Below are 20,409 nucleotides of genomic sequence, written 5' to 3' on the forward strand. Positions count from 1 at the left end.
CCCCCCCCCCCCCCCCCCCCCCGACGACAGCTCGTGAACCCGGACGACGACAACAACTCGTGAGCCCCGTCCGCCGACGGCAATGTGTGAGCCCACCCGTCGACGGCAATTTGTGAACCCGTCCGGCGACCGCACTGTGAACCCGTCCGCCGACGACAGTTCGTGAGCCCCGTCCCCCGACGACAATTCGTGAGCCCACCCGGCGACGGCAATTTGTGAACCCGTCCGGTCACGGCAATGTGAGCCCGTCCGGCGATTGAGGACAAAGGGGGGCCGGGGGCTCGCCCCCGGATTCGGGAAGGGGCGGGGTGGGGAACGAAAACCCCCACGCACGCGAAAGGCGCGCCCGGTCTCCCGGGCGCGCCCCTCATCCGCGCGAAGCCTCAAACCACGCCTCCGCGCAGGTCACCAACGATCAAGTCAAGACTCGTCGTCGATCCGGTCGTGCGTGCCCCGCGCCGCGTTCCGCGACGTGTTCTGGGCCCTGTCACGCCCGCGCTCCGACGCCTCGGACGACGACCGCTGGCGCGCGTCGCCCTTCTTGTCGCCGACATTCTTCTTCGCCTGGTCGGCGAGCTCCTGCGCCTTGTCCTTGAACTGGTCTGCGATACCCATGCTGTTCACTCCTAGTGGGGTGCTTGGGGGTAGCCCCGTAAGGGCCTCGACCAGACTTACACGGCAGGACATCCCACGCATTTCGATCAGTCACGCTGAGTGCCCGCACCCCGCGCACCCCGCGCACCCCCCGCTCCTCCCACGCCCCGCGCACTCTCGTCCGCCGCACCCCCGGCCCCCACAAGGCCCTTGCTCACGCCCCCCAGCCGCGGCCCGAACCGTTTCATCTCGCGCTGCCCGACCGCCCCGATGACCGCCGGCAGGTAGCCCCGTACCGACTGCATGCCCCTCAGCCACCACTGCGCGTACACATGCGCGGAACGCCGTTCGATGCCGGCCACGATCCGGTCGATCGCCGGGCCCAGCGGATACGTGCGATTCGCCGGCCACGGCAGCCTCTGCCGCAACTCCCGCATGACGTCGTCCTCGTCGGCGCCCCGCACCATGTCGGTGTCCGTCCAGGACAGATAGCCGACGCCGACCTTCACCCCCCGGTAGCCGACCTCCGCCCGCAGGCTGTGGGCGAACGCCTCCACGCCCGACTTCGACGCGCAGTACGCGGTCATCATCGGCGCCGGAGTGATCGCGGCAAGCGACGCAATCTGCAGGAAGTAACCGCGGCTCTCCATCAGTACGGGCAGGAAGGCCCGCCCCGTCACCGCGCCGCCGATCAGATTGACCTCGATGACCCGCCGCCACGACTCCGGGTCGGAGTCGACGAACGGCCCGCCCGAGGCGACCCCCGCATTGGCGACGACGACATCGACCTTGCCGAACCGCTCCTTCACCTCCTGCGCAACCTGCGCCATCGCCACATGGTCGGTGACGTCCGCGTACCAGTGGTCGCTCTCCGAGTGCAGCCGCTGGGAGACCTTCTTCAGCTCGTCCGGCTCCAGGCCGACCAGTGCCAGCTTCGCACCGCGCGCCGAGAGCTTGCGGGCCAGCAGTTCGCCCACGCCGCGCGCCGCGCCGGTGACGACCACGACCTGTCCTTCGAGACTGCGCCTGCCGCTCATACGACCTCCTCCTCAACACTGCCACTGACCGTGCCGGTGACAGGGGTGACATACCCGGCGACCAGTTCCCGGATTTTCGCGGTGACCGCCTCCGGCGCCTCGACCGGTGTCATGTGGCCCATGCCCGCCAGCTCGGTCAGTCCCAGACAGTCGGGCAGCGCGGCCGCGAGGGCACGGGCGTGGACGGGCGGCGTCAGCCGGTCCTCCGTGCCGGCGATCACGGCCGTGGGCACCCGCAACTCCCGTATCCCCGAGTCGAGATCGAGTTCCGCGAGTACATGCCCCCAGGCGACCCGTGACGCCCGCGGACAGGCGTGCACGATCCTGGCACAGGACTCGACCCGCTCCGGCGCCGAACCGGCGCCCATCGTCGCGTACTTGAGAATCCGCTTCGAGACGGGTGTGACCGGCCCGAGCGGGGCCCGCGCCCCGAGAATCGCGCGGGTCATCCGGGTCCGGACGGCGCCGGCCCGCATCGGCAGGACGAGCGACTCGGCGATCAGGCGCGAACTGCCGGTGCTGCACAGGAGTACGGCCGCCGCGTGCTCACGCAGCCCGGCCCGCCGCGAGGCGGCCATCAGCGTCATGCCGCCCATGGAGTGCCCGGCGAGCACCGCCTGCTCGCCGGGGGCGAGAGCGGCGGCCAGCACCGCTTCGAGGTCGTCGGCGAGCGCCTCGGTGCTGTATCCCTCGGGACCGACGGCGGGCGTACGTCCGTGTCCGCGCTGGTCGTAGGCGACTACCCGGTGGTCCACCGCCAGGTCCCGGATCTGCGCGGCCCAGAAGTGGGTGTTGCAGGTCCAGCCGTGCGCCAGCACCACCGCTGGGGCGCCGTCCGGCCCGTACACCTCGACGTGGATGCGGGAGCCGTCGGCGGAGACGGCGGTCAGTTCGCGCGCGGGCACCGGCGGGGCGTCCTCGCGTCGCAGCAGCCGGCTCATCGCGCGACCTCCTCGGCGACGGACTTCCCGACGACGACGGTCTCGGCGGCATCAGCCTTCCGGGGCCGGATGACCTCGTACTCCCCGAGGTCCACCATCCGTGTCGCCCGGCGGAACTCACCTGTCGTTCCCGGCCAGACCGTGGTGTTGCGCCCGTTGGCGTCCAGATACCAGCTGGTGCAGCCACCGGTGTTCCAGACGGTCCGCTTCATCCGCTCCTGGACCCGCCGGTTCCACGCCCCGACCGCCGACCTCCGCGCACCGAGCGCGGCCCGTCCGCCCAGGACGTTCAGCTGGCGCAGATAGTCCGCCATGTAGTTCAGCTGGGACTCGATCATCAGGATCATGGAGGAGTTCCCCAGCCCCGTGTTGGGGCCGATGATCGTCATCCAGTTGGGGAAGCCCGCCGCGGTGGCGCCCCGCAGCGACTGCATGCCGTCCTTCCAGGACTCGGCGAGCGTGATGCCCTCCGCGCCGACGACCCGGTCGGCGATCGGCATGTCCGTCACATGGAAGCCGGTGCCGAAGATGATCACGTCGACCTCGGTCTCCGTACCGTCGGCGGCGACCACGGTGGAGCCGCGCACCTCCGTCAGCCCGGAGGCGACCACATCCACATTGGGCTGGGCGAGAGCCGGGTAGTAGGCGCTGGAGAGCAGGATCCGCTTGCAGCCGATGCGGTACGAGGGGGTCAGCTTGGCCCGCAGCGCCGGATCCTTGATGGCCCGGGCGATGTTGGACTTGGCTATCCTCTCGACGAGACCGAGCTCGTTCGGGTGCTTGGTGAAGGCGCTGACCTGCAACTCCCGTATGCCCCACAGCAGTCCGCGGCGCGCGGCGCCGGTGAACGGCAGCGTGCGGTGCAGCCACCGCTCGGCACCGCTGATGCTGCGGTCCATGCGCGGCATGACCCACGGCGGGGTGCGCTGGAACAGAGTCAGCTTCCCGGCCTTCGGCTGGATCGACGGCACGATCTGGATGGCGGAGGCGCCGGTGCCGATCATGGCGACGCGCTTGCCGGTCAGGTCGTAGTCGTGGTCCCAGCGGGCCGAGTGGAAGACCTTGCCGGGGAAGTCGGCGAGACCGGGGATGTCCGGCATCTTCGGGTCGGAGAGCGGGCCGGTCGCGGAGACGACGACATCGGCGACGATCGTGGTCCCGTTCGCGGACTCGATCGTCCAGTTCAGTTCGTCGTTGTCCCACCGCATCATCGTCACTTCGTGACCCAGCCTGATGTGCGGACGCAGCCCGAAGGTGTCGGCGACACGCTCCAGGTAGGCGCGGATGTGCTCCTGCCCGGAGAAGGTGCGCGGCCACTCCGGGTTGGGGGCGAACGAGAACGAGTAGAGGTGGGACGGTACGTCGCAGGCACAGCCCGGATAGCTGTTGTCGCGCCAGGTGCCGCCGACGGAGTCGGCGCGTTCCAGGACGACGAAGTCGGTGATGCCTTCGCGGCGCAGCCGGACCGCGGCCCCCAGGCCCCCGAATCCGGATCCGATCACCGCCACTCGTACATGCTCGTGCTGGGCCATGCTGCCGCCTCCCGCGGTACGTCACACGACTCTGCCAGCAATCACTGGCATTGTGGGGAGAGTAGAGCAGCTCCGTACCGATGGGTAGGGGTCGGGCAAGGGAAAGTTACCGGCGGTACAACATAGGGTGCCGTTGTGGCTGAAGGACGCGAGCACCGCGAATACCGCATGGAGGAGCTGGCCAGGGCGGCCGGCATCCCCGTACGGACCGTGCGCTTCTACCGGGAACGCGGACTGATCGCGCCACCGCGCCGGGAGGGACGCATCGCCTGGTACGACGACCATCACCTGGCGCGGCTGCGGACGATCGCCGGCCTGCTGGAGCGCGGCCACACCCTCACCGGAATCGCCGATCTGGCCCGGACGTTCGAGAGCGGCCGCGATGTCGCCGAGGTGCTGGGACTGGGCGAACCGACCGAGGAGACCCCGGTCCGCCTCACGCCCGAACAGCTCGCGGACTACTTCGAGGGCGAGGTCACCCCGGAGAACCTCGCCGCCGCACTGGACCTCGGCTATCTCGCCACCGACGGCGACGAGATCGTGCACATCAGCCGCCGCCTCCTGGAGGTGTCGGCGGAGCTGGTACGGGAAGGGGTGCCGCTCTCCACAGTGCTCTCGGCGGGCCGCCGGGTCCGCGAACACGCGGACGCGCTCGCCGAACTCTTCGTCGGGGTGATGCGGGCCCACTCCGCCGAGGCCGAACCGGCCCAACTCCGCCCGCTCGCCCGCGCGGTGGTGGACGCGGAACTCTCGATGGCCTTCGACCGCAGACTGCGCCGCGACGACGACACCCGGCCGAAGCCCGCGGAGCCGAAGACGCCGGAGACGTAGCCCTCGGAGCCGTCGCCCGAAATTGCGTTGCCCGCGCCCGTCCCGTGCGCCAGGCTTCCACCCATGCCTGACAACGATCCGAGCAGTTCACACGGGGTCGCCGCCCTGTTCTCCCGCGGTCGGCTGACCGCGATCCCCCGCAAGCCGGCCCGCCGCGAACAGCTGCTCGTCCACCTCACCCGGACGCTGTTCGAGCCGGACCGCACGTACAGCGAGCGCGAGGTCAACGAGGCGTTGCTGACGGTGCACGACGACTACTCGGCGCTGCGCCGCTATCTGGTGGTGGCGGGCCTGCTGACCCGCCCCAAGGACGGCAGCAGCTACCGCCGCACCCTTACAGGTTGAAGACGGCCGTCACCGGCGCGTGGTCGCTCCACCGCTCGCCATGCGTGGCGGCCCGCTCGACCCATGCCTTCACCGCACGCCCGGCGAGACCGGGCGTGGCCACCTGGTAGTCGATGCGCCAGCCCGTGTCGTTGTCGAAGGCCCGCCCCCGGTAGGACCACCAGGAGTACGGCCCTTCCTCGTCCGGGTGGAGCGCCCGCACCACATCGACGTATGCAGCCTCGTCGAAGACCCGGGTCAGCCACTCCCGCTCCTCCGGCAGGAAGCCGGAGTTCTTCTTGTTGCCCTTCCAGTTCTTCAGGTCGATCTCCTGGTGCGCGATGTTCCAGTCGCCGCACACCAGCACCTCGCGGCCGTCGGCCGCGGCCCGCACCCTGAGTCCCTTGAGGTACGACAGGAAGGCGCCCATGAAGCGCTCCTTCTCGTCCTGCCGCTCCGTGCCGACCTCACCGGAGGGCAGATACAGGCTCGCCACCGTCACACCGGGCAGGTCGACCTCGACGTACCGGCCACTGTCGTCGAACTCCTCGCTCCCCGCGTCCCCGAACCCGCCGAACCCGATCTGCACCCGCTCCGGCGCCCGGCGCGTGTAGAGCGAGACCCCGGCCCGCCCCTTGGCGGCGGCGGGTGCGTGCACGGTGTGCCAGCCGTCGGGCTCACGCACCTCTGCGGCAAGCTGCTGCGGCTCGGCCCGCACCTCCTGCAGGCAGATCACGTCGGCGCCGGTCTGCGCCAGCCACTCGGTGAAGCCCTTCTTCGCGGCGGCGCGGAGCCCGTTCACATTTACGCTGGTCACGGTGAGCATCCCGGCACCATACCGATTAACGGGCGGCGCATACATGTACCATATTCCGCATGCATATCCAGCCGCGGTCCTTCGACCACCCCGACGCCGTCAAACTCAACGACGAGGTGCAGCTCGAGTACGCCGAGCGCTACGGGGACGAGGGCGATGTCACACCACTCGACGCGTCGATGTTCCGGCCGCCGAACGGTCTGTATCTGCTCGCCTACGACGAGTCGGGCGCACCGGTCGCCACCGGCGGCTGGCGCGCGCAGGACCGGAACGACGAGGGCTACTCCGACGGCGACGCCGAGCTCAAGCGGATGTTCGTGACCCGGGAGGGCCGCGGACAGGGTCTGGCCCGCCGCATCCTCGCCGCCCTCGAAGCGGACGCACGGGCGGCAGGCCGCACCCGGATGGTGCTGGAGACCGGCAACCAGCAGCCGGAGGCCATCGCGCTGTACACCTCCAGCGGCTACACCCCCTGCACGAAGTTCGGCTACTACCGCACGTACGAGAGCAGCCTCTGCTTCGCCAAACCGCTCCAGGAGTCGTGATCCAGGCTTCTGTCCTGGTCTAGAGCCTTCCGAGGAGCCCGAGCAGTGCGGCGTTGAACCGCTCCGGCTGCTCCAGGTTCGGCAGGTGCCCGGCGCGGTCGACGACGACGAGCGCGGATTGCGGAATCAGCCGGTGCATGGCCTCGGCGTCCGCGACGGGCGTGTACGTGTCGTCCGCACCCACGACGATCAGCACCGGCACCTCGGCCCCGGCGAGCGACTCCCGGTAGTCGGGCCGCTCGGCCCGGCCCCGCAGAGCCGCCGCAGCCCCTTCGGGAGCGGTCGTGCGCATCATGGTCAGGACGTGCGCGGCGACGTCCGGCAGCCCGGTGACGTTGTACGGGGCGATCATCTTGTCGATCACCTCGTCCGCGTACCCGTCCAGACCCTCGGCGAGCAGCCGGTCGGCCATCCGGTTGCGGAAGGCCTTGCCGTCCTCGGTCTCGGCGACCGGGGAGGTGTCGGCGAGGACCAGCGCGGAGACCCGGGCGCGGTGCAGGTGATGGAACTCCATGGCGATCTGTCCGCCCATGGACAGCCCGGCGACCGCGGCCCGTTCGACACCGAGGTGGTCGAGGAGCGCGGCGATGTCGTCGGCGAAGTCCGCGAGCAGGGCCCGGCCCGGCACGACGGTGCTCTCCCCGTATCCGCGCAGATCCGGCACGATCACCCGGTGACCGGCCTGCTCCACCGCTTCAACCTGCGGGTTCCACATCGTCCGGTTGAACGGATGACCGTGGACGAGAACAACGGCCGGACCGTCGGACGGCCCCCGGTCGTCGTACGCGAGGGTGGTGCCGCTCTTCGTGCTGAACTCCATGCCGATCCCCCTGGGTTCACCGTTCCTTACGCCCTTGCGATCACCCCGGACCGTACCCGGCTCCGGCCATCACGTGGTCGGCATCCGCCTCGACGGCATCCAGGCGGCAACCCCGTTCGACGGCCACGGCGAACTGCTGTGCAGCCGCGCGGAGAAGGCGGTCCGGACGCGTCCGCCGGAGCGCGCCCTCCGCCTCCGGCCGGCACATGACACCGGATCATGACCCGGCGCCGGAGAGCGTCGACACCACCTGTTCCGCTCACTTCACGCGCGCAACACCCACGTAGAAACCGCTCCGTTCATTCTCCGGAGCCGGCTCCTCCTGGTACCACTCCGCGGCCGGCACCAGCCCGGGCGCAATGAGATCCAGACCGTCGAAGAACGGCTCGACCTCACTGCGCGTGCGCATCCGCAGCGCGATGGCGCCCTTCTTGTACGCGGCCTCGGTCTCGGCGCGGAGCTCCGGATGCTGGTCGGCCGTGCCGTGCGACAGGACCAGATAGCTGCCCGACGGCAGGGCGTCCACCAGGGTGCGGGTGATGCCGTACGGGTCCTGGTCGTCGGGCAGGAAGTGCATGAGCGCGATCAGCGACAGGGCAATGGGCCTGTCGAAGTCCAGCAGTTCACGGGCTCGTTCGAGGATCAGCTCCGGCTGCCGCACATCCGCGTGGATGTAGTCGGTGGCCCCGTCGGGGCTGCTGACGAGCAGCGCCTCCGCATGACGCAGAACGATGGGGTCGTTGTCCGCGTAGACGATCCGGGCCGTGGGCATGATCGCCTGGACGATCTGGTGCAGGTTCGGCGAGGTGGGAATGCCGGTCCCGACGTCGAGGAACTGATCGACGCCCCGGTGCGCCAGCCAGGCGGAGGCCCGGTGCATGAAGGCCCGGTTCCGCGCCGCGTTGGCCCGCGCCTCCGGGGGCAGTTTCTCCCCCACCGTCTGATCGACCGGGTAATTGTCCTTGCCGCCGAGCAGCCAGTCGTAGACGCGCGCCGGGTGGGGTTTGCTGGTGTCGATCTGGGGGTTGAGCGGGCCGGCCGTCACAGGACGCTCCTCCGTACGGGAATCGCGGGCAGGAAACTGCGGCTCGTCCTGACGCGAGGTCACCCCGAGGGGAGCACCTGGTGGGCGGGACGATCGAAAACAGCCTAGGCGACGCGGAGTTCGACCGTTGTACGGACCACTGTTCTCCGCGCGACCAGCCGGGGCCGGCGGCCTGGACGGCGGTGGCCGTGACGAGCCGCGAGTTACGGACCGACGGCGATCGACGCCGCGGATGCCGACCACTTCCCGTTCCATCAACGTTCAACCAGCCGTCCCCGCCTTCGTTGTGTGTCGCACCTAAGTTCCTTGTGGCTTCCGAAAGAAGGAACTCATGGACACACTCCTCGCGGCCCGGGCTCGTGGGATCACCAAGTGTTTCGGCGACGTCGTCGCGCTGGACGGCATCGATCTGGATGTGGCACAGGGGCAGATCCACGGCCTGGTCGGACCGAACGGCGCCGGCAAGACGACATTGCTCGGCCTCCTGCTGGGCCTGGCCGTCGCCGACAACGGCCGCCTCGAGATCCTGGGTACGCCGGTCGGCCGGGCGCTCGCCGCTCCCGACGGGGTCGCCGGCTTCGTGGACGGGCCCGGTCTCTACCCCTCACTCACCGCCCGGCAGAACCTTGCCGCGCTGGCCGCTCTGCGCGGTCACGACGCGCGGACAACGGGGATCGACGACGTGCTCGACCAGGTCGGGCTCACCGATGTCGCCGACGACCGTACCCGCGGCTTCTCCCTCGGCATGCGTCAGCGACTCGGCCTCGCCGCCGCCCTGCTCACCAAGCCCCGGCTGCTCGTGCTCGACGAACCTTCCAACGGCCTCGATCCGGCCGCAAAGAAACAGGTCCACGGGGTCCTCAGCCGGCTCGCGGCGGACGGGACCGGCGTCGTGCTCTCGAGCCACCGCATGGACGACCTCGAGGCGCTGTGCTCCGAGGTCACCATCCTCGCCACCGGACGGGTCGTCTTCTCCGGCCCGCTGAGCAAGCTGGCCGCGGAGAACCGTGAACTCGACTACCGGCTGCTCACCTCCGACCCGCAGACCGCCCGCCGGCTGGCTGCCGACACGGCCGGGATCCGGGTCGTCGACGACACCGGGGCACGGAACGACGCCGAGGTACTCGTCGTGCGCGCCTTGATGCCGGCCCTCGACGAACTGGTGGTGCATCTCGTCCACGCGGGCCTCGCGTTGCGCGAGCTGGCACCTGTGGTGTCGCCGCTCGAAGCAGCGTTCCTCGCCCTCACCGAGCAGCAGGAGGCCGGCCGATGACCGCGGCCCTCACCCACGACAACGTTGCCAGCGCCCGCCGTGTCTCGATTCCGCGTGGCTACCGCTTCGAGCTGGTCAAGCTGGTCTCGCAATGGCGGATCCGCTTGCTGGTCCTCGCCTGCTGGATCGTGCCGGGGCTCTTCGTCGCCGCCGTCAGCCAGCAGAGCACGCTCCCCGTCGACACCCTCTTCGGTCGCTGGATGCACGCCACGGGGTGGGCCGGACCGCTGGTGATACTCGGTTTCGCGGGCACCTGGGCGCTCCCGATGCTGACCTCGGTGGTCGCCGGCGACGTGTTCGCCTCCGAGGACCGGCTCGGCACCTGGCGCCACCTGCTCGTGGCGGTCCGGTCGCCTCGACGGATCTTCGCAGCGAAGGCGTTGGCCAGCCTCACCGTCATCCTGCTGCTCGTGGCCGGGCTGGCCTGTTCCAGCGCGGCCGGCGGGGTCGCGACGGTCGGCAACCAGCCGCTGGTCGGCCTCGACGGCCACCTGCTGACGCCGGCGGACGCCGCCGGCAATGTCCTGCTCGCCTGGGTCTGCGTTCTCGCCCCGACCCTGGCCCTCGCCGCGATCGGACTGCTCGGGTCCGTCACGCTGGGGCGGTCCCCGATGGGGCTGCTGCTGCCCGCGCTCGTCGCGCTCGCGATGCAGCTCGCCCAGATGCTGCCGCTGCCCGTCGCCGTACGCCTCGCCCTGCCCGGCTATGCCTTCATCGCCTGGAACGGTCTGTTCACCAGCCCGGCACAGCTGGGCCCGCTCCTGATCGGCATCGTGGTCAGCCTGGTGTGGGCCGTGACCGCGACCGCGCTGGCCTACTGGCTTTTCCTGCGGCGCGACTTCACCAACCCGAGCTACGACGGCTCCGGGCGCCGCGCGATCACCACCGGACTCCTGCCACTGGTCGGACTGGTCGCCGCCACGGTCGCGGTCGTCGCCGGGGCGACCCCGTCCCTGGGTTCCGGAATCGAGCAGGACAGGGTGCAGCGGTCGGTCGCCACGGCGTTCGCCCACCTCTACCGCATGCAGACCGAGCAGCTCAAGCGCCCCGACGTCACCGAAGCGCAGCTGAAGGCCACGGCGACGTGCGACAAGAGCGGCGGCCAGGTCGCCCCCCAGGGGGCGGGCAACGACTGGCGTTGCGTCGTCTCCTGGCATCTCCCCGACGTCGAGATCGCAGGGACGGCCATCTACCAGCTCGACGTCACCTCCGACGGGCGGTTCGTCGCCGACGGCGACGGACCGAAGGAAGTGAACGGCTACTTCCTGGTCCGGACCCCGACCGGGGACGCACCGAATCCGCTTTGGCAGTTCGACGGCAACGTCGCACTGCTCGACACCACCCCGAAGGGATAATTCCATGCACGTAACACGGCAGCGTCGGATTAACGAGAAGGAGCAGGTCAGCCTTTTCGGTAGGCGCGTCGGCCGCCGGACCACTCTGGTAACGGCGGGCATCGCTGTCGCCCTCGCCGTCACGGGCACCGCTGTTGCCCAGACGAGCCAGTTCGGCACCCAGCAGGTCGGTCAGGTCACCGCTAACGGCCAGGTTGTCTCCGCCAACCAGTACATCGCCCCGTACGGCAGCCGCACCGTCATCAACAACGGCAAGATCATGTCGTCCTCGGTCAGCCCGGACGGCAGCCATCTCGCGGCCTCGATCGCCGACGGTGATGCGTCGCTGGTCGTCATGGACCTCAAGACCGGTCAGGTGAAGCAGCGCGTCGGCACCTCCTCGACGGTCGACCTGCGCATCACGGGCGGCGCTGTCGGCCAGGAGGGCCCGACGTACTCGCCCGATGGTTCGCAGCTGTGGTTGGGCCAGAGCGACGGCTACACCAAGTTCACCGTGAACCCGGACGGCGCCCTCTCCAACCCGACGGCCATCTCGATCCCGGCCGACGGCTCCAAGCACGCACTGGTGGGTGCGGCGGTGTTCTCGGCCGACGGCTCCACCGTGTACTCCGCGGTCAACGGCCAGAACCGGGTGGTCGCCATCGACGCGGCGACCGGGACCATGAAGCAGAGCTGGACCGTGGGCAACGCCCCCCGTGGCATCGCCATGGTCGGCAACAAGCTCTACGTCAGCAACGAGGGCGGGCGTCCGGCCAAGGCCGGCGACACCACGATCAACTCCTACGGCACCCAGGTGCCGGCCAACCCGGACACCGGTGCCACCACCACCGGCACGGTCAGCGTCATCAGCCCGGCGGACCCGTCCGCCGCCGTCGGGAGCATCGACGTCGGTCTGCACCCGACCGCGGTGTACGCCAAGAACGGGGCGGTGTTCGTCACCAACACCGCCGACAACAACGTGTCGGTCATCAACGCCGCCAACGACAAGGTCGTCCAGACCATCGCCACCCAGCCGTGGCCGGAGGCGTCGGTCGGCTACGAGCCCAACGCGGTGACGCTCACCGACGACGGTCGCCTGCTGGTGACGCTCGGCCGCGCCAACGCGGTCGCCGTCTACCGGTACACCTCCCCGCAGGAGCCGGCCAGCTACGTCGGCCTGCTCCCGACGGACTACTTCCCCGCGGAGATCACCACCGTGGGCAAGAACGTGGTCGTCTCCAACACCCGTGGTGTCGACGCCCTCCGCCCCACCAACAAGGCCGGGCACGGCACCCACGACACGACGTCGAGCCTGACGCAGTTCACGCTGCCGGACGACAGCGTCATCAAGTCCTACACCGGCAAGGTCTTCACTCAGAACGGCTGGCACGGCGGCTCGGTCACCCAGGGCAAGGGCGACGCGAAGCCGGTACCGGTCCCCGTGAAGCTCGGCGACCCCTCGACGATCAAGCACGTCTTCATGATCGTCAAGGAGAACCGGACCTACGACCAGGTCTTCGGTGACATGCCGCAGGGCAACGGCGACCCGGCACTGACGCAGTTCGGCGAGAACGTGACGCCGAACCAGCACGCGCTGGCTTCGCAGTTCGGGCTGTACGACAACACGTACGACGTCGGCACGAACTCCGCCGAGGGTCACAACTGGCTGATGCAGGCGGACAACCCGGAGTACACCGAGTCCTCGGCCGGTGAGTACACGCGCAGTTACGACACCGAGGACGACGCTCTCGGCCACCAGAAGTCCGGCTTCATCTGGACCGGTGTGCAGGCGGCCGGGAAGTCAGTCAAGGACTTCGGCGAGTTCCAGTCGCTCGAGAGCAAGCCGTCCGGCGCGTCCTGGCAGAACCTGTACTGCGACACCAAGAACATGCAGGCGACCGGGCAGAAGACCGCCTACCCCATTCAAACGGGCTCGGCGATACCGTCGCTCAACAAGGTGTCGGTGCCCGGCTTCCCGAAATTCGACACCAGTGTCCCGGACATCTACAAGGAGGAGGTCTGGGAGCAGGACTTCAAGAAGAACGGGCCGGCGAACCTGAACATGTTCTGGCTCTCCAACGACCACACCGGTGGTCCGGCGAACGCCGCCGCTCAGGTCGCGGACAACGACCTCGCGGTCGGCAAGATGGTTGACGAGATCTCGCACAGCAAGTACTGGAAGGACTCGGCGATCTTCGTCGTCGAGGACGACTCCCAGGCCGGCCTCGACCACGTCGACGGCCACCGTGCCCCGGTCCAGATCATCAGCCCCTGGGCCCAGCACGGCACCGTCGACAACCACTACTACTCGCAGATCACGATGGTCCGGACCATCGAGCAGATCCTCGGGATCCACCCGATGAACCAGAAGGACAGCGCGGCCACCCCGATGCGTGCGGCGTTCACCCAGCACGCGAACAACACGCCGTTCACCGCGCTGCCCAACCGGACCTCGCTGACCCTCGGCCTGAGCACCCAGCCCTCCTGCGGCGCGGACACCCCGGCGCCGCAGAACGCCAAGGCGGCGCCCGCGCCGACGTCTGCAAAGGTGCCGGCGGACAAGCAGGCGCTCGCGACGCAGTGGGACGCGTGGAAGTCGCACCAGCGGCTGACCGGGCCCAACGCCGTGCCCGACTTCGCCAACCCCGCGCAGATGAACCACTTCACGTGGTACCAGACGCACAACTGGAAGACGCCGTACCCCGGCGAGAGCAAGATCTACGCGCCCAACGACGTACCGGGCGCCTACATCCCGTCGTCGGAGAACGACGGCTGACATAGGCAGATCACTCAAGGAGCCCCTGGCCAGGTGTCACCACCGGCCAGGGGCTCCTTCTGTCCCCTGTGTGGCAACTACAGGATGGGGACCATCACGGAACCCCGATCGAGCCTTCGCCGCGCGGTGGGCTGCTGCGACGGTCCGCCTCGGTGCACAAGATCAGACATGGTCGCTGTACTCCGCTGCTGTACGACGCCAAAGAGCCCCTACCGGGTTTCCCCGGTAGGGGCTCTGAGCTGCGGTGGACCTGTGGGGATTTGAACCCCAGACCCCCTCGATGCGAACGAGGTGCGCTACCAGACTGCGCCACAGGCCCTTGCAACGAGTGAAACTCTAGCATCCTCGGAGCGGTGCCCGGAAATCCGCTCCCCCGCTGGTCAGCCTGGTCGGCGTCGCAGCGGGTCTCACTCATTGGCGGCGCGGGGCCGGTCGCCGTCCTCGTACTGGTCGAAGAGCGGAGTCCGGCCGCGGTCGCGGGTGCGGCGGGACTGGTTGGTGCGCTGGCGCGGGGCCGGGTCCACCGGGGGTGCGGTGGGGGGCGTGGTGCCCGGCTGTGCCGGTTCGGCGGTGCTGGAGCGGGCCGCGCTCCAGGTCTCCGGGTTGCCGACCTCGACGCCGCCCGTGGCGCGCGGGGCCACGGGCGCGGTGACGTAGGTCGGCAGCGGGACCGGGACCGGCTCCCAGCTGTCGCCCTGGGCCCGGCCGCGTTCGCGCTGCTGATCGACCCACTCCGCGTGGTCCGTCTGCTCGACCAGCGCGCGACGGCCCGCTTCCTGCGGCGAGACCGTGGGGGCGGGCTCGAGCTCGGGGTGGCGCGCTTCGGGCTCCTCGTCGGGCTCGGCGGGGGCCGTGGTCGCGGGCTGGTGCCTGCGGTGGCGGTTCTCGCGCAGGTGCTGCGCCGCCACCTCCGCCCTGCGCCGGTCCATGGTGAAGGCGAACCTGCGCCGTTCCTGGGCGCGCAGATGCACGATGTACGTGCTCAGCAGCACGGCAGGCACCGCGGGCGCCCACAGGAAGTGGAGGCCGCCGACCGCCGCGACGACCGCGCCGAGGGTGAAGGCGAGGAAAAGGACCGAGGTGGTGCGCCGACGGCGCGCCAGCACCTGCGAGCGCTGGGCACGCCGGGCACGCTCCGCATCGATCCCACCGGGGCGCGCGCGCCGCGCGGGTACGGGCACGGACGCGTGTGCCGGTCCCTCCTGGGCCTGCCGCTCCTGGGGACCCTGGGACGCCTGTGCCGCGGAAGCCGCACGCTCCGGTGCACGCACCGGGTCGTGCACACGGGCTTCGGTATGCGCCGGAGGCGCGGCGAAGGCCCGGACGTCCACGGAATCCACTCGTTCCGTGCCCACGTCCGGGTCGGCGTCGGGCCCCGCCTCCTCGGTGGTGCGCTCCCGCAGTTCCTTGGCGTACCGGCGCTCCATCGCCGCCCGTCCGGACAGCAGCCGGATGGCGGTGCTGAAGCGTTCTGTCGGGCGGGCTTCATTGAGCTCGTCCTGCCTGCGGAGCCACATCGGCACCAAGTAGGCGGCCCAGGCCCCGACGATGACTGCATAGATGAGGCCGCTGCTGCTCACGTCTCACACCGTAGAGGGGTTTGCACGGGGGCATCCGCCAATTGGCCCGGTGTGTCGCACGATCTGGCTGATATCACGGACTTTTCTTGTGATTGTTCGGATCAACGGTCGGCGTTTGCGCGTTGGTTAGCGGTCACGCGGCGATCAATTTCGAACATTCATTTTATTTAACGCGGCGTTCCGGGTCGTCGTGCCTGGTGCCAGCGCCGGAGCAGCCCGTCGGGCACCTCCTCCGCGGTGAGCGCGAAGATCAGATGGTCCCGCCACGCACCGTCGATGTGGAGATAACGTGGACGCAGCCCTTCCTCGCGGAATCCGAGTTTCTCCACGACTCTTCGGCTGGGCCCGTTCTCGGGCCGAATGCACACCTCGATGCGATGCAGTCCCACGGACCGGAAGCAGTGATCGACGGCGAGAGCGACCGCGGTCGGCATGACACCGCGGCCCGCCACTTCCTGGTCCACCCAGTAACCGACATGGCCCGAGCACATCGATCCCCAGGTGATCCCGGCGACCGTCAACTGCCCCACCAGGCGCCCCTCGTACTCGATGGCGAAGGGCAGCATCCGTCCGGCGTTCGCCTCGGAGCGCAGATGGCGGACCATCTGACGGTAAGTGGGGCGCCGGGCCACCGGACCGCCCGGGCCGGGCGGTGGGACGGTCGCCTCCCAGGGGCGCAGCCAGTCGCGGTTGCGCCGGTTGACCTCCCGCCACTCGCGCTGGTCGCGCAGCTTTATCGGCCGGAGGGCGATCGCGCCGTCCGTCAGGATCACCGGCCAGGTCGGGACGTTCAGCTCGGGCTCCCGGGTCGGGGGTGGTCGCCGCCGCGGAGCTGATCGACGGCGTGCACCAGAAGACGTTCGAGGACGGCAAGGCCGTCGCGCACCCCGCCGGTGGAGCCCGGCAGGTTCACGATGAGGGTGCGGCCGGCGACTCCGGCGAGGCCGCGGGAGAGCGCGGCCGTGGGGACCTTGTCGCGGCCCTCGGAGCGGATCGCCTCGGGAATACCGGGGATCTCGTGGTCGAGGATGCGGCGGGTGGCCTCGGGGGTGCGGTCGGTCGGTGAGATGCCCGTACCGCCGGTGGTGACGATGACGTCGTACGCGGCGGCCACCCCGGCCCGCAGGGCCTGCTCGACGGGGTCGCCGTCGGGGACGACCTGCGGCCCGTCGACGGCGAAGCCGAGCGCGGCGAGCGCCTCGACGATCAGAGGGCCGCCCCGGTCGGCGTAGACACCGGCCGAGGCGCGGTTCGACGCGGTCACGACGAGCGCGGAACGGGGGGCGGGCGGCGCACCGTCGAGGGGCGCGCTCTGTGCGTGCGGCTCCCGAAGCGACGCCGCATGCTCGCCGCCGGACGCCGCCGTCCTGTCCGGCCCGCCGGACGGGACAGCCTCGGGCACCGTCATGCGTCCGCGCCCTTCGGCACGGAGCGCCGGTAGTCGCCGGACTTGCCGCCGGACTTCGACTCGACCCGGACATCCGTGATGACCGCGCTCTTGTCGACCGCCTTGATCATGTCGATCACGGTGAGCGCGGCGACCGAGACGGCCGTCAGGGCCTCCATCTCGACGCCGGTGCGGTCCGTCGTCTTCACCGTGGCAAGGATCTCCACCGCGTCGTCGGCGACGCTCAGGTCGACCTTCACGCCGGAGACGGCGAGCGGGTGACAGAGCGGGATCAGCTCGGGAGTGCGCTTGGCGCCCATGATCCCGGCGATACGGGCGGTGGCGAGGGCGTCGCCCTTGGGAACTCCCTCGCCACGGAGCAGTTCGACGACGCGCGGCGAGACGAGGACCCGGCCGCTGGCGCGGGCGACGCGCGCGGTGACGTCCTTCTCCGACACGTCGACCATCCGGGCCGCACCCGCCTCGTCGAGATGCGTCAGCCTGTTCTGCGTACTCACTGGACTCCGCCTAGCGGTAGGGCGCCGGTTGCCCGCTCGGCCTGCACCGGAGTGCGGCCGGGGGCCCGGGGGGTGTCCCCCGGTAAGGCACAGCGGCAGACACCGTACCGCCACCGGGTCGCGTTCAGCGGAGCAGGATCACCTCGGTGACCGTGCCGGACTCCGCGGAGGTGACGTCCTCGGGCAGCACGATCAGCGCGTCCGCCTGGGCGAGGGCGGCGATCAGATGCGATCCGGAACCGCCGACGGGGGTGACGGTGCCCTCCTCGGCGTCGTACGTGCCACGCAGGAACTGGCGCTTGCCGGACGGCGAGGTGAGTGTGCTGTCGGTCTTCAGCGTGGCGCGGACCGTCGGGCGGGTCACGTCCTTCAGGCCCATCAGCGTGCGGATCGCGGGCCGTACGAACAGCTCGAACGAGACGTACGACGAGACGGGGTTGCCCGGCAGTGCCAGCAGCGGTGTGTGTTCGGGGCCGATCGAGCCGAAGCCCTGCGGCTTGCCCGGCTGCATGGCGAGCTTGCGGAACTCGATGCCACTGCCCGGCTCGTCCGCGTCGCCGACGGAGGACAGGGCCTCCTTGACCACGTCGTACGCGCCTACGCTGACGCCGCCCGTGGTGACGACGATGTCGGCGCGGATCAGCTGGTCCTCGATCGTGGCGCGGAGCATGTCGGCGTCGTCGGTGACGGCGCCGACCCGGTAGGAGATGGCTCCCGCGTCGCGCGCGGCAGCCGTCAGCGCGAAGCTGTTCGAGTCGTAGATCTGGCCGCCGGTCAGTTCCTCACCGGGTTGCACCAGTTCGCTGCCGGTGGAGATGACGACGACACGCGGCCGGGGCCGCACCTTCACGGTGGAGCGGCCGATCGCGGCGAGCAGCCCGATCTGCGGCGGCCCGATGACCGAACCGGCCCGCAGGGCCAGATCACCGGGCTGCACATCGCTGCCCCGGGCCCGGACATGAGCGCGGGCCGCGACGGGGCGGTGGACGCGGACCTCGCCGCCCGCGTCCTGCGGGGCGTGGCTGTGGGCGCGCATGGTGTCCGCCGGACCGCCGCCCGTACCGCCGTCGGTCCACTCGACCGGCACGACAGCTTCCGCACCGGCCGGCAGCGGGGCGCCGGTCATGATGCGGGCGGCCTCGCCGGGGCCGACGGTCTGGTCGCCGGAGAGTCCGTCGCTGCCCGCCGCGACGTCACCGATGACCGTGAGCACCGCGGGGAACTCCTCGCTGGCGCCCACGAGATCGGCGACGCGGACCGCGTAACCGTCCATCGAGCTGTTGTCGAAGGGCGGCAGGGCGACCTCCACCACGACGTCCTCGACGAGGACGCAGCCCTGGGCCTCGGGCAGTTGGAGCTCGATGGGTTCGAGCGGCCGTACCGCGGCGAGGATGTCCTCCAGGTGCTCGTCCACCGACCAGATCGGACTGCTCAACGTGTTACATCTCCTCGGTGACGAAACTGCGGAGCCAGGTCCGGAAGTCCGGGCCCAGGTCCTCACGTTCGCACGCGAGTCTGACAATGGCGCGGAGGTAGTCGCTCCGGTCACCGGTGTCATAGCGGCGGCCCTTGAAGACAACGCCGTGCACGGGGCCGCCGATCTTCTCGTCATCGGCGAGCAGCTGCAGGGCGTCGGTGAGCTGGATCTCGCCGCCGCGGCCCGGCTCGGTCCTGCGCAGTATGTCGAAGACGGCGGGGTCGAGGACATAGCGGCCGATGATGGCGAGGTTGCTGGGCGCGTCCGCCGCATCGGGCTTCTCGACCAGCCCGGTGACCCTGACGACATCGCCGTCCGTGGTGGCCTCGACGGCCGCGCAGCCATACAGATGGATCTGCTCCGGCTCGACCTCCATCAGCGCGACGACGCTGCCGCCCTCGCGCTCCTGGACCTCGACCATGCGGGCGAGCAGCGGGTCGCGCGGGTCGATCAGGTCGTCACCGAGGAGGACCGCGAACGGCTGGTCGCCGACGTGCGGTGCGGCGCACAGCACGGCGTGGCCGAGGCCGCGCGGGTCGCCCTGACGGACGTAGTGCATGGTGGCGAGGTCGCTGGACTCCTGGACCTTCTGGAGCCGGTCGGCGTCTCCCTTGCGGGTGAGCGCGGACTCCAGTTCGTAGTTGCGGTCGAAGTGGTCCTCGAGGGGGCGCTTGTTGCGGCCTGTGATCATGAGTACGTCGGAGAGGCCGGCCGCCACCGCTTCTTCGACGACGTACTGGATCGCGGGCTTGTCGACGACAGGCAGCATCTCTTTGGGAGTGGCTTTGGTGGCCGGCAGAAAGCGGGTACCGAGCCCTGCGGCCGGAATGACAGCCTTGCTGATCCTGGGGTGCGACTGAGTCATGCGCGCAACCATAACCGGTGCCCATGGGCGGAAGATGAGCGTCCGGTTAACTTTGTACTCGTATATGCACATACAAGAGATTCGCAGGTGCCCGTTGAACACCGACATGCCCCGAAAGGCCTCCCTGCGGCGTGAACTGCTTGCCGCGCGATCCCTCCTGAGCAGGGAAGACGTGGACAACGCCGCGATGGTTCTGTCCCGCGGTGCAGTAAATCTTCCGGAGTTGGCCGAGGCCCGCACCGTCGCCGCCTATGTCTCGGTGGGGCGCGAGCCGGGCACCCGTGCACTGCTGGACGCGCTGCGCGCGCGGAGGGTACGGGTGTTGCTGCCGGTGCTCCTCCCGGACAACGATCTGGACTGGGCCGCGTACGAGGGTGGCGACTGCCTCGTACCGGCGGCCCGCGGGCTGCTGGAGCCGGACGGTCCGCGGCTCGGGCCGGACGCCGTTCTCGACGCGGACGTGGTCCTGCTGCCGGGTCTCGCGGTGGACGGGCGCGGGATGCGGCTCGGCCGCGGCGGAGGTTCGTACGACCGGGTGCTGGCCCGGCTCGCGACGGCCGGGGTGCATCCGGCGCTGGTCGTCCTGCTCTACGACAACGAGGTGGTCGCGCAGGTTCCTGTGGAACCGCACGACCACCCCGTGGACGCCGTGGTGACACCGGCCGGAGCGCGGCGCTTCACCGTCTGAGCCCGGCCGGAACCGCCCCCGGGCC

20 protein-coding genes and 1 tRNA gene are annotated in these 20,409 nt (G+C 70.1%); 7 read left to right on the forward strand and 14 right to left on the reverse strand.

Annotated elements, in window-relative coordinates; translation table 11 throughout:
- Window positions 1-420: 420 nt before the first annotated feature.
- From ACWCP8_RS35950 to ACWCP8_RS35965, 4 genes are all read right to left on the reverse strand, one after another.
- A complete protein-coding gene (locus ACWCP8_RS35950; RefSeq protein WP_030976780.1) occupies window positions 421-615 on the reverse strand; it encodes a hypothetical protein in 195 nt (64 codons plus the stop codon).
- Between the two features lie 86 nt (window positions 616-701).
- Window positions 702-1,631: an SDR family oxidoreductase gene (locus ACWCP8_RS35955; RefSeq protein ID WP_451120524.1), complete on the reverse strand. Its 930-nt coding sequence runs from the start codon at window positions 1,629-1,631 to the stop codon at window positions 702-704.
- Window positions 1,628-2,572, reverse strand: a complete 945-nt coding sequence (locus tag ACWCP8_RS35960) for an alpha/beta fold hydrolase (RefSeq protein ID WP_352265427.1) — start codon at window positions 2,570-2,572, stop codon at window positions 1,628-1,630. The genes ACWCP8_RS35955 and ACWCP8_RS35960 overlap by 4 nt, the downstream gene beginning before the upstream one ends.
- Window positions 2,569-4,104: a flavin-containing monooxygenase gene (locus ACWCP8_RS35965; RefSeq protein WP_352265425.1), complete on the reverse strand. Its 1,536-nt coding sequence runs from the start codon at window positions 4,102-4,104 to the stop codon at window positions 2,569-2,571. Before ACWCP8_RS35965 ends, ACWCP8_RS35960 begins: the two co-directional genes overlap by 4 nt.
- Window positions 4,105-4,272: 168 nt before the next feature.
- Here ACWCP8_RS35965 and ACWCP8_RS35970 point away from each other — a divergent pair, with 168 nt between their 5' ends.
- On the forward strand, window positions 4,273-4,935 hold the full coding sequence (locus ACWCP8_RS35970) for a MerR family transcriptional regulator (protein WP_451120563.1): 663 nt from the start codon (window positions 4,273-4,275) through the stop codon (window positions 4,933-4,935).
- 63 nt (window positions 4,936-4,998) lie between these two features.
- The gene (locus ACWCP8_RS35975; protein WP_267004714.1) at window positions 4,999-5,280 is read left to right on the forward strand and encodes a DUF2087 domain-containing protein; all 282 of its coding nucleotides are present in this window, start codon (window positions 4,999-5,001) and stop codon (window positions 5,278-5,280) included.
- On the opposite strand, the gene ACWCP8_RS35980 is transcribed toward ACWCP8_RS35975, so the two are convergent.
- Window positions 5,270-6,085, reverse strand: coding sequence for an exodeoxyribonuclease III (locus tag ACWCP8_RS35980; protein ID WP_382837548.1), 816 nt, complete (start codon window positions 6,083-6,085; stop codon window positions 5,270-5,272). The two genes, ACWCP8_RS35975 and ACWCP8_RS35980, sit on opposite strands and share 11 nt — an antisense overlap.
- Window positions 6,086-6,135: 50 nt before the next feature.
- Here ACWCP8_RS35980 and ACWCP8_RS35985 point away from each other — a divergent pair, with 50 nt between their 5' ends.
- Window positions 6,136-6,621 carry a GNAT family N-acetyltransferase gene (locus tag ACWCP8_RS35985; RefSeq protein ID WP_451120527.1) on the forward strand — a complete coding sequence of 162 codons (486 nt, stop codon included), beginning with the start codon at window positions 6,136-6,138 and terminating at the stop codon, window positions 6,619-6,621.
- Window positions 6,622-6,640: 19 nt separating this feature from the next.
- Here the strand turns inward: ACWCP8_RS35985 and ACWCP8_RS35990 are convergent, their stop codons facing one another.
- Both ACWCP8_RS35990 and ACWCP8_RS35995 read right to left on the reverse strand, forming a co-directional pair.
- On the reverse strand, window positions 6,641-7,441 hold the full coding sequence (locus tag ACWCP8_RS35990) for an alpha/beta fold hydrolase (RefSeq protein WP_451120529.1): 801 nt from the start codon (window positions 7,439-7,441) through the stop codon (window positions 6,641-6,643).
- 259 nt (window positions 7,442-7,700) lie between these two features.
- Complete coding sequence (locus ACWCP8_RS35995) at window positions 7,701-8,486, reverse strand: SAM-dependent methyltransferase (RefSeq protein ID WP_352265418.1); 786 nt, start codon at window positions 8,484-8,486, stop codon at window positions 7,701-7,703.
- A gap of 331 nt (window positions 8,487-8,817) precedes the next feature.
- On the opposite strand from ACWCP8_RS35995, the gene ACWCP8_RS36000 reads away from it, so the two are divergent.
- From ACWCP8_RS36000 to ACWCP8_RS36010, 3 genes are read left to right on the forward strand one after another with little or no spacing between them, the layout of a single operon-like run.
- Window positions 8,818-9,759: an ABC transporter ATP-binding protein gene (locus tag ACWCP8_RS36000; protein ID WP_451120532.1), complete on the forward strand. Its 942-nt coding sequence runs from the start codon at window positions 8,818-8,820 to the stop codon at window positions 9,757-9,759.
- Window positions 9,756-11,114, forward strand: a complete 1,359-nt coding sequence (locus ACWCP8_RS36005) for an ABC transporter permease (RefSeq protein ID WP_451120534.1) — start codon at window positions 9,756-9,758, stop codon at window positions 11,112-11,114. The genes ACWCP8_RS36000 and ACWCP8_RS36005 overlap by 4 nt, the downstream gene beginning before the upstream one ends.
- A gap of 4 nt (window positions 11,115-11,118) precedes the next feature.
- The gene (locus ACWCP8_RS36010) at window positions 11,119-13,869 is read left to right on the forward strand and encodes an alkaline phosphatase family protein (RefSeq protein WP_451120536.1); all 2,751 of its coding nucleotides are present in this window, start codon (window positions 11,119-11,121) and stop codon (window positions 13,867-13,869) included.
- Window positions 13,870-14,114: 245 nt separating this feature from the next.
- Here the strand turns inward: ACWCP8_RS36010 and ACWCP8_RS36015 are convergent.
- The 7 genes from ACWCP8_RS36015 to galU all read right to left on the reverse strand — a co-directional run bounded on the left by ACWCP8_RS36015 (window position 14,115) and on the right by galU (window position 19,696).
- A tRNA-Ala gene (locus ACWCP8_RS36015) sits at window positions 14,115-14,188 on the reverse strand.
- An 88-nt stretch (window positions 14,189-14,276) separates the two neighbouring features.
- Complete coding sequence (gene sepX / locus ACWCP8_RS36020) at window positions 14,277-15,449, reverse strand: divisome protein SepX/GlpR (RefSeq protein WP_352265412.1); 1,173 nt, start codon at window positions 15,447-15,449, stop codon at window positions 14,277-14,279.
- Between the two features lie 167 nt (window positions 15,450-15,616).
- Window positions 15,617-16,222 carry a GNAT family N-acetyltransferase gene (locus ACWCP8_RS36025; RefSeq protein WP_352265410.1) on the reverse strand — a complete coding sequence of 202 codons (606 nt, stop codon included), beginning with the start codon at window positions 16,220-16,222 and terminating at the stop codon, window positions 15,617-15,619.
- A 17-nt stretch (window positions 16,223-16,239) separates the two neighbouring features.
- A complete protein-coding gene (locus ACWCP8_RS36030) occupies window positions 16,240-16,857 on the reverse strand; it encodes a MogA/MoaB family molybdenum cofactor biosynthesis protein (RefSeq protein ID WP_451120539.1) in 618 nt (205 codons plus the stop codon).
- Entirely contained in the window at window positions 16,854-17,354 is a 501-nt protein-coding gene (gene moaC / locus ACWCP8_RS36035) for a cyclic pyranopterin monophosphate synthase MoaC (protein WP_030926678.1), read from the reverse strand. The genes ACWCP8_RS36030 and moaC overlap by 4 nt, the downstream gene beginning before the upstream one ends.
- Before the next feature lie 124 nt (window positions 17,355-17,478).
- Window positions 17,479-18,789 (reverse strand): molybdotransferase-like divisome protein Glp, encoded by a 1,311-nt coding sequence (gene glp / locus ACWCP8_RS36040; protein ID WP_352265406.1) that lies wholly within the window; start codon window positions 18,787-18,789, stop codon window positions 17,479-17,481.
- A 4-nt stretch (window positions 18,790-18,793) separates the two neighbouring features.
- Window positions 18,794-19,696 (reverse strand): UTP--glucose-1-phosphate uridylyltransferase GalU, encoded by a 903-nt coding sequence (galU, locus tag ACWCP8_RS36045; RefSeq protein WP_352265404.1) that lies wholly within the window; start codon window positions 19,694-19,696, stop codon window positions 18,794-18,796.
- Between the two features lie 106 nt (window positions 19,697-19,802).
- Here galU and ACWCP8_RS36050 point away from each other — a divergent pair, with 106 nt between their 5' ends.
- Window positions 19,803-20,384, forward strand: a complete 582-nt coding sequence (locus ACWCP8_RS36050; protein ID WP_352265402.1) for a 5-formyltetrahydrofolate cyclo-ligase — start codon at window positions 19,803-19,805, stop codon at window positions 20,382-20,384.
- Window positions 20,385-20,409 lie beyond the last annotated feature (25 nt).

The organism is Streptomyces sp. NPDC002206, from assembly GCF_053593595.1.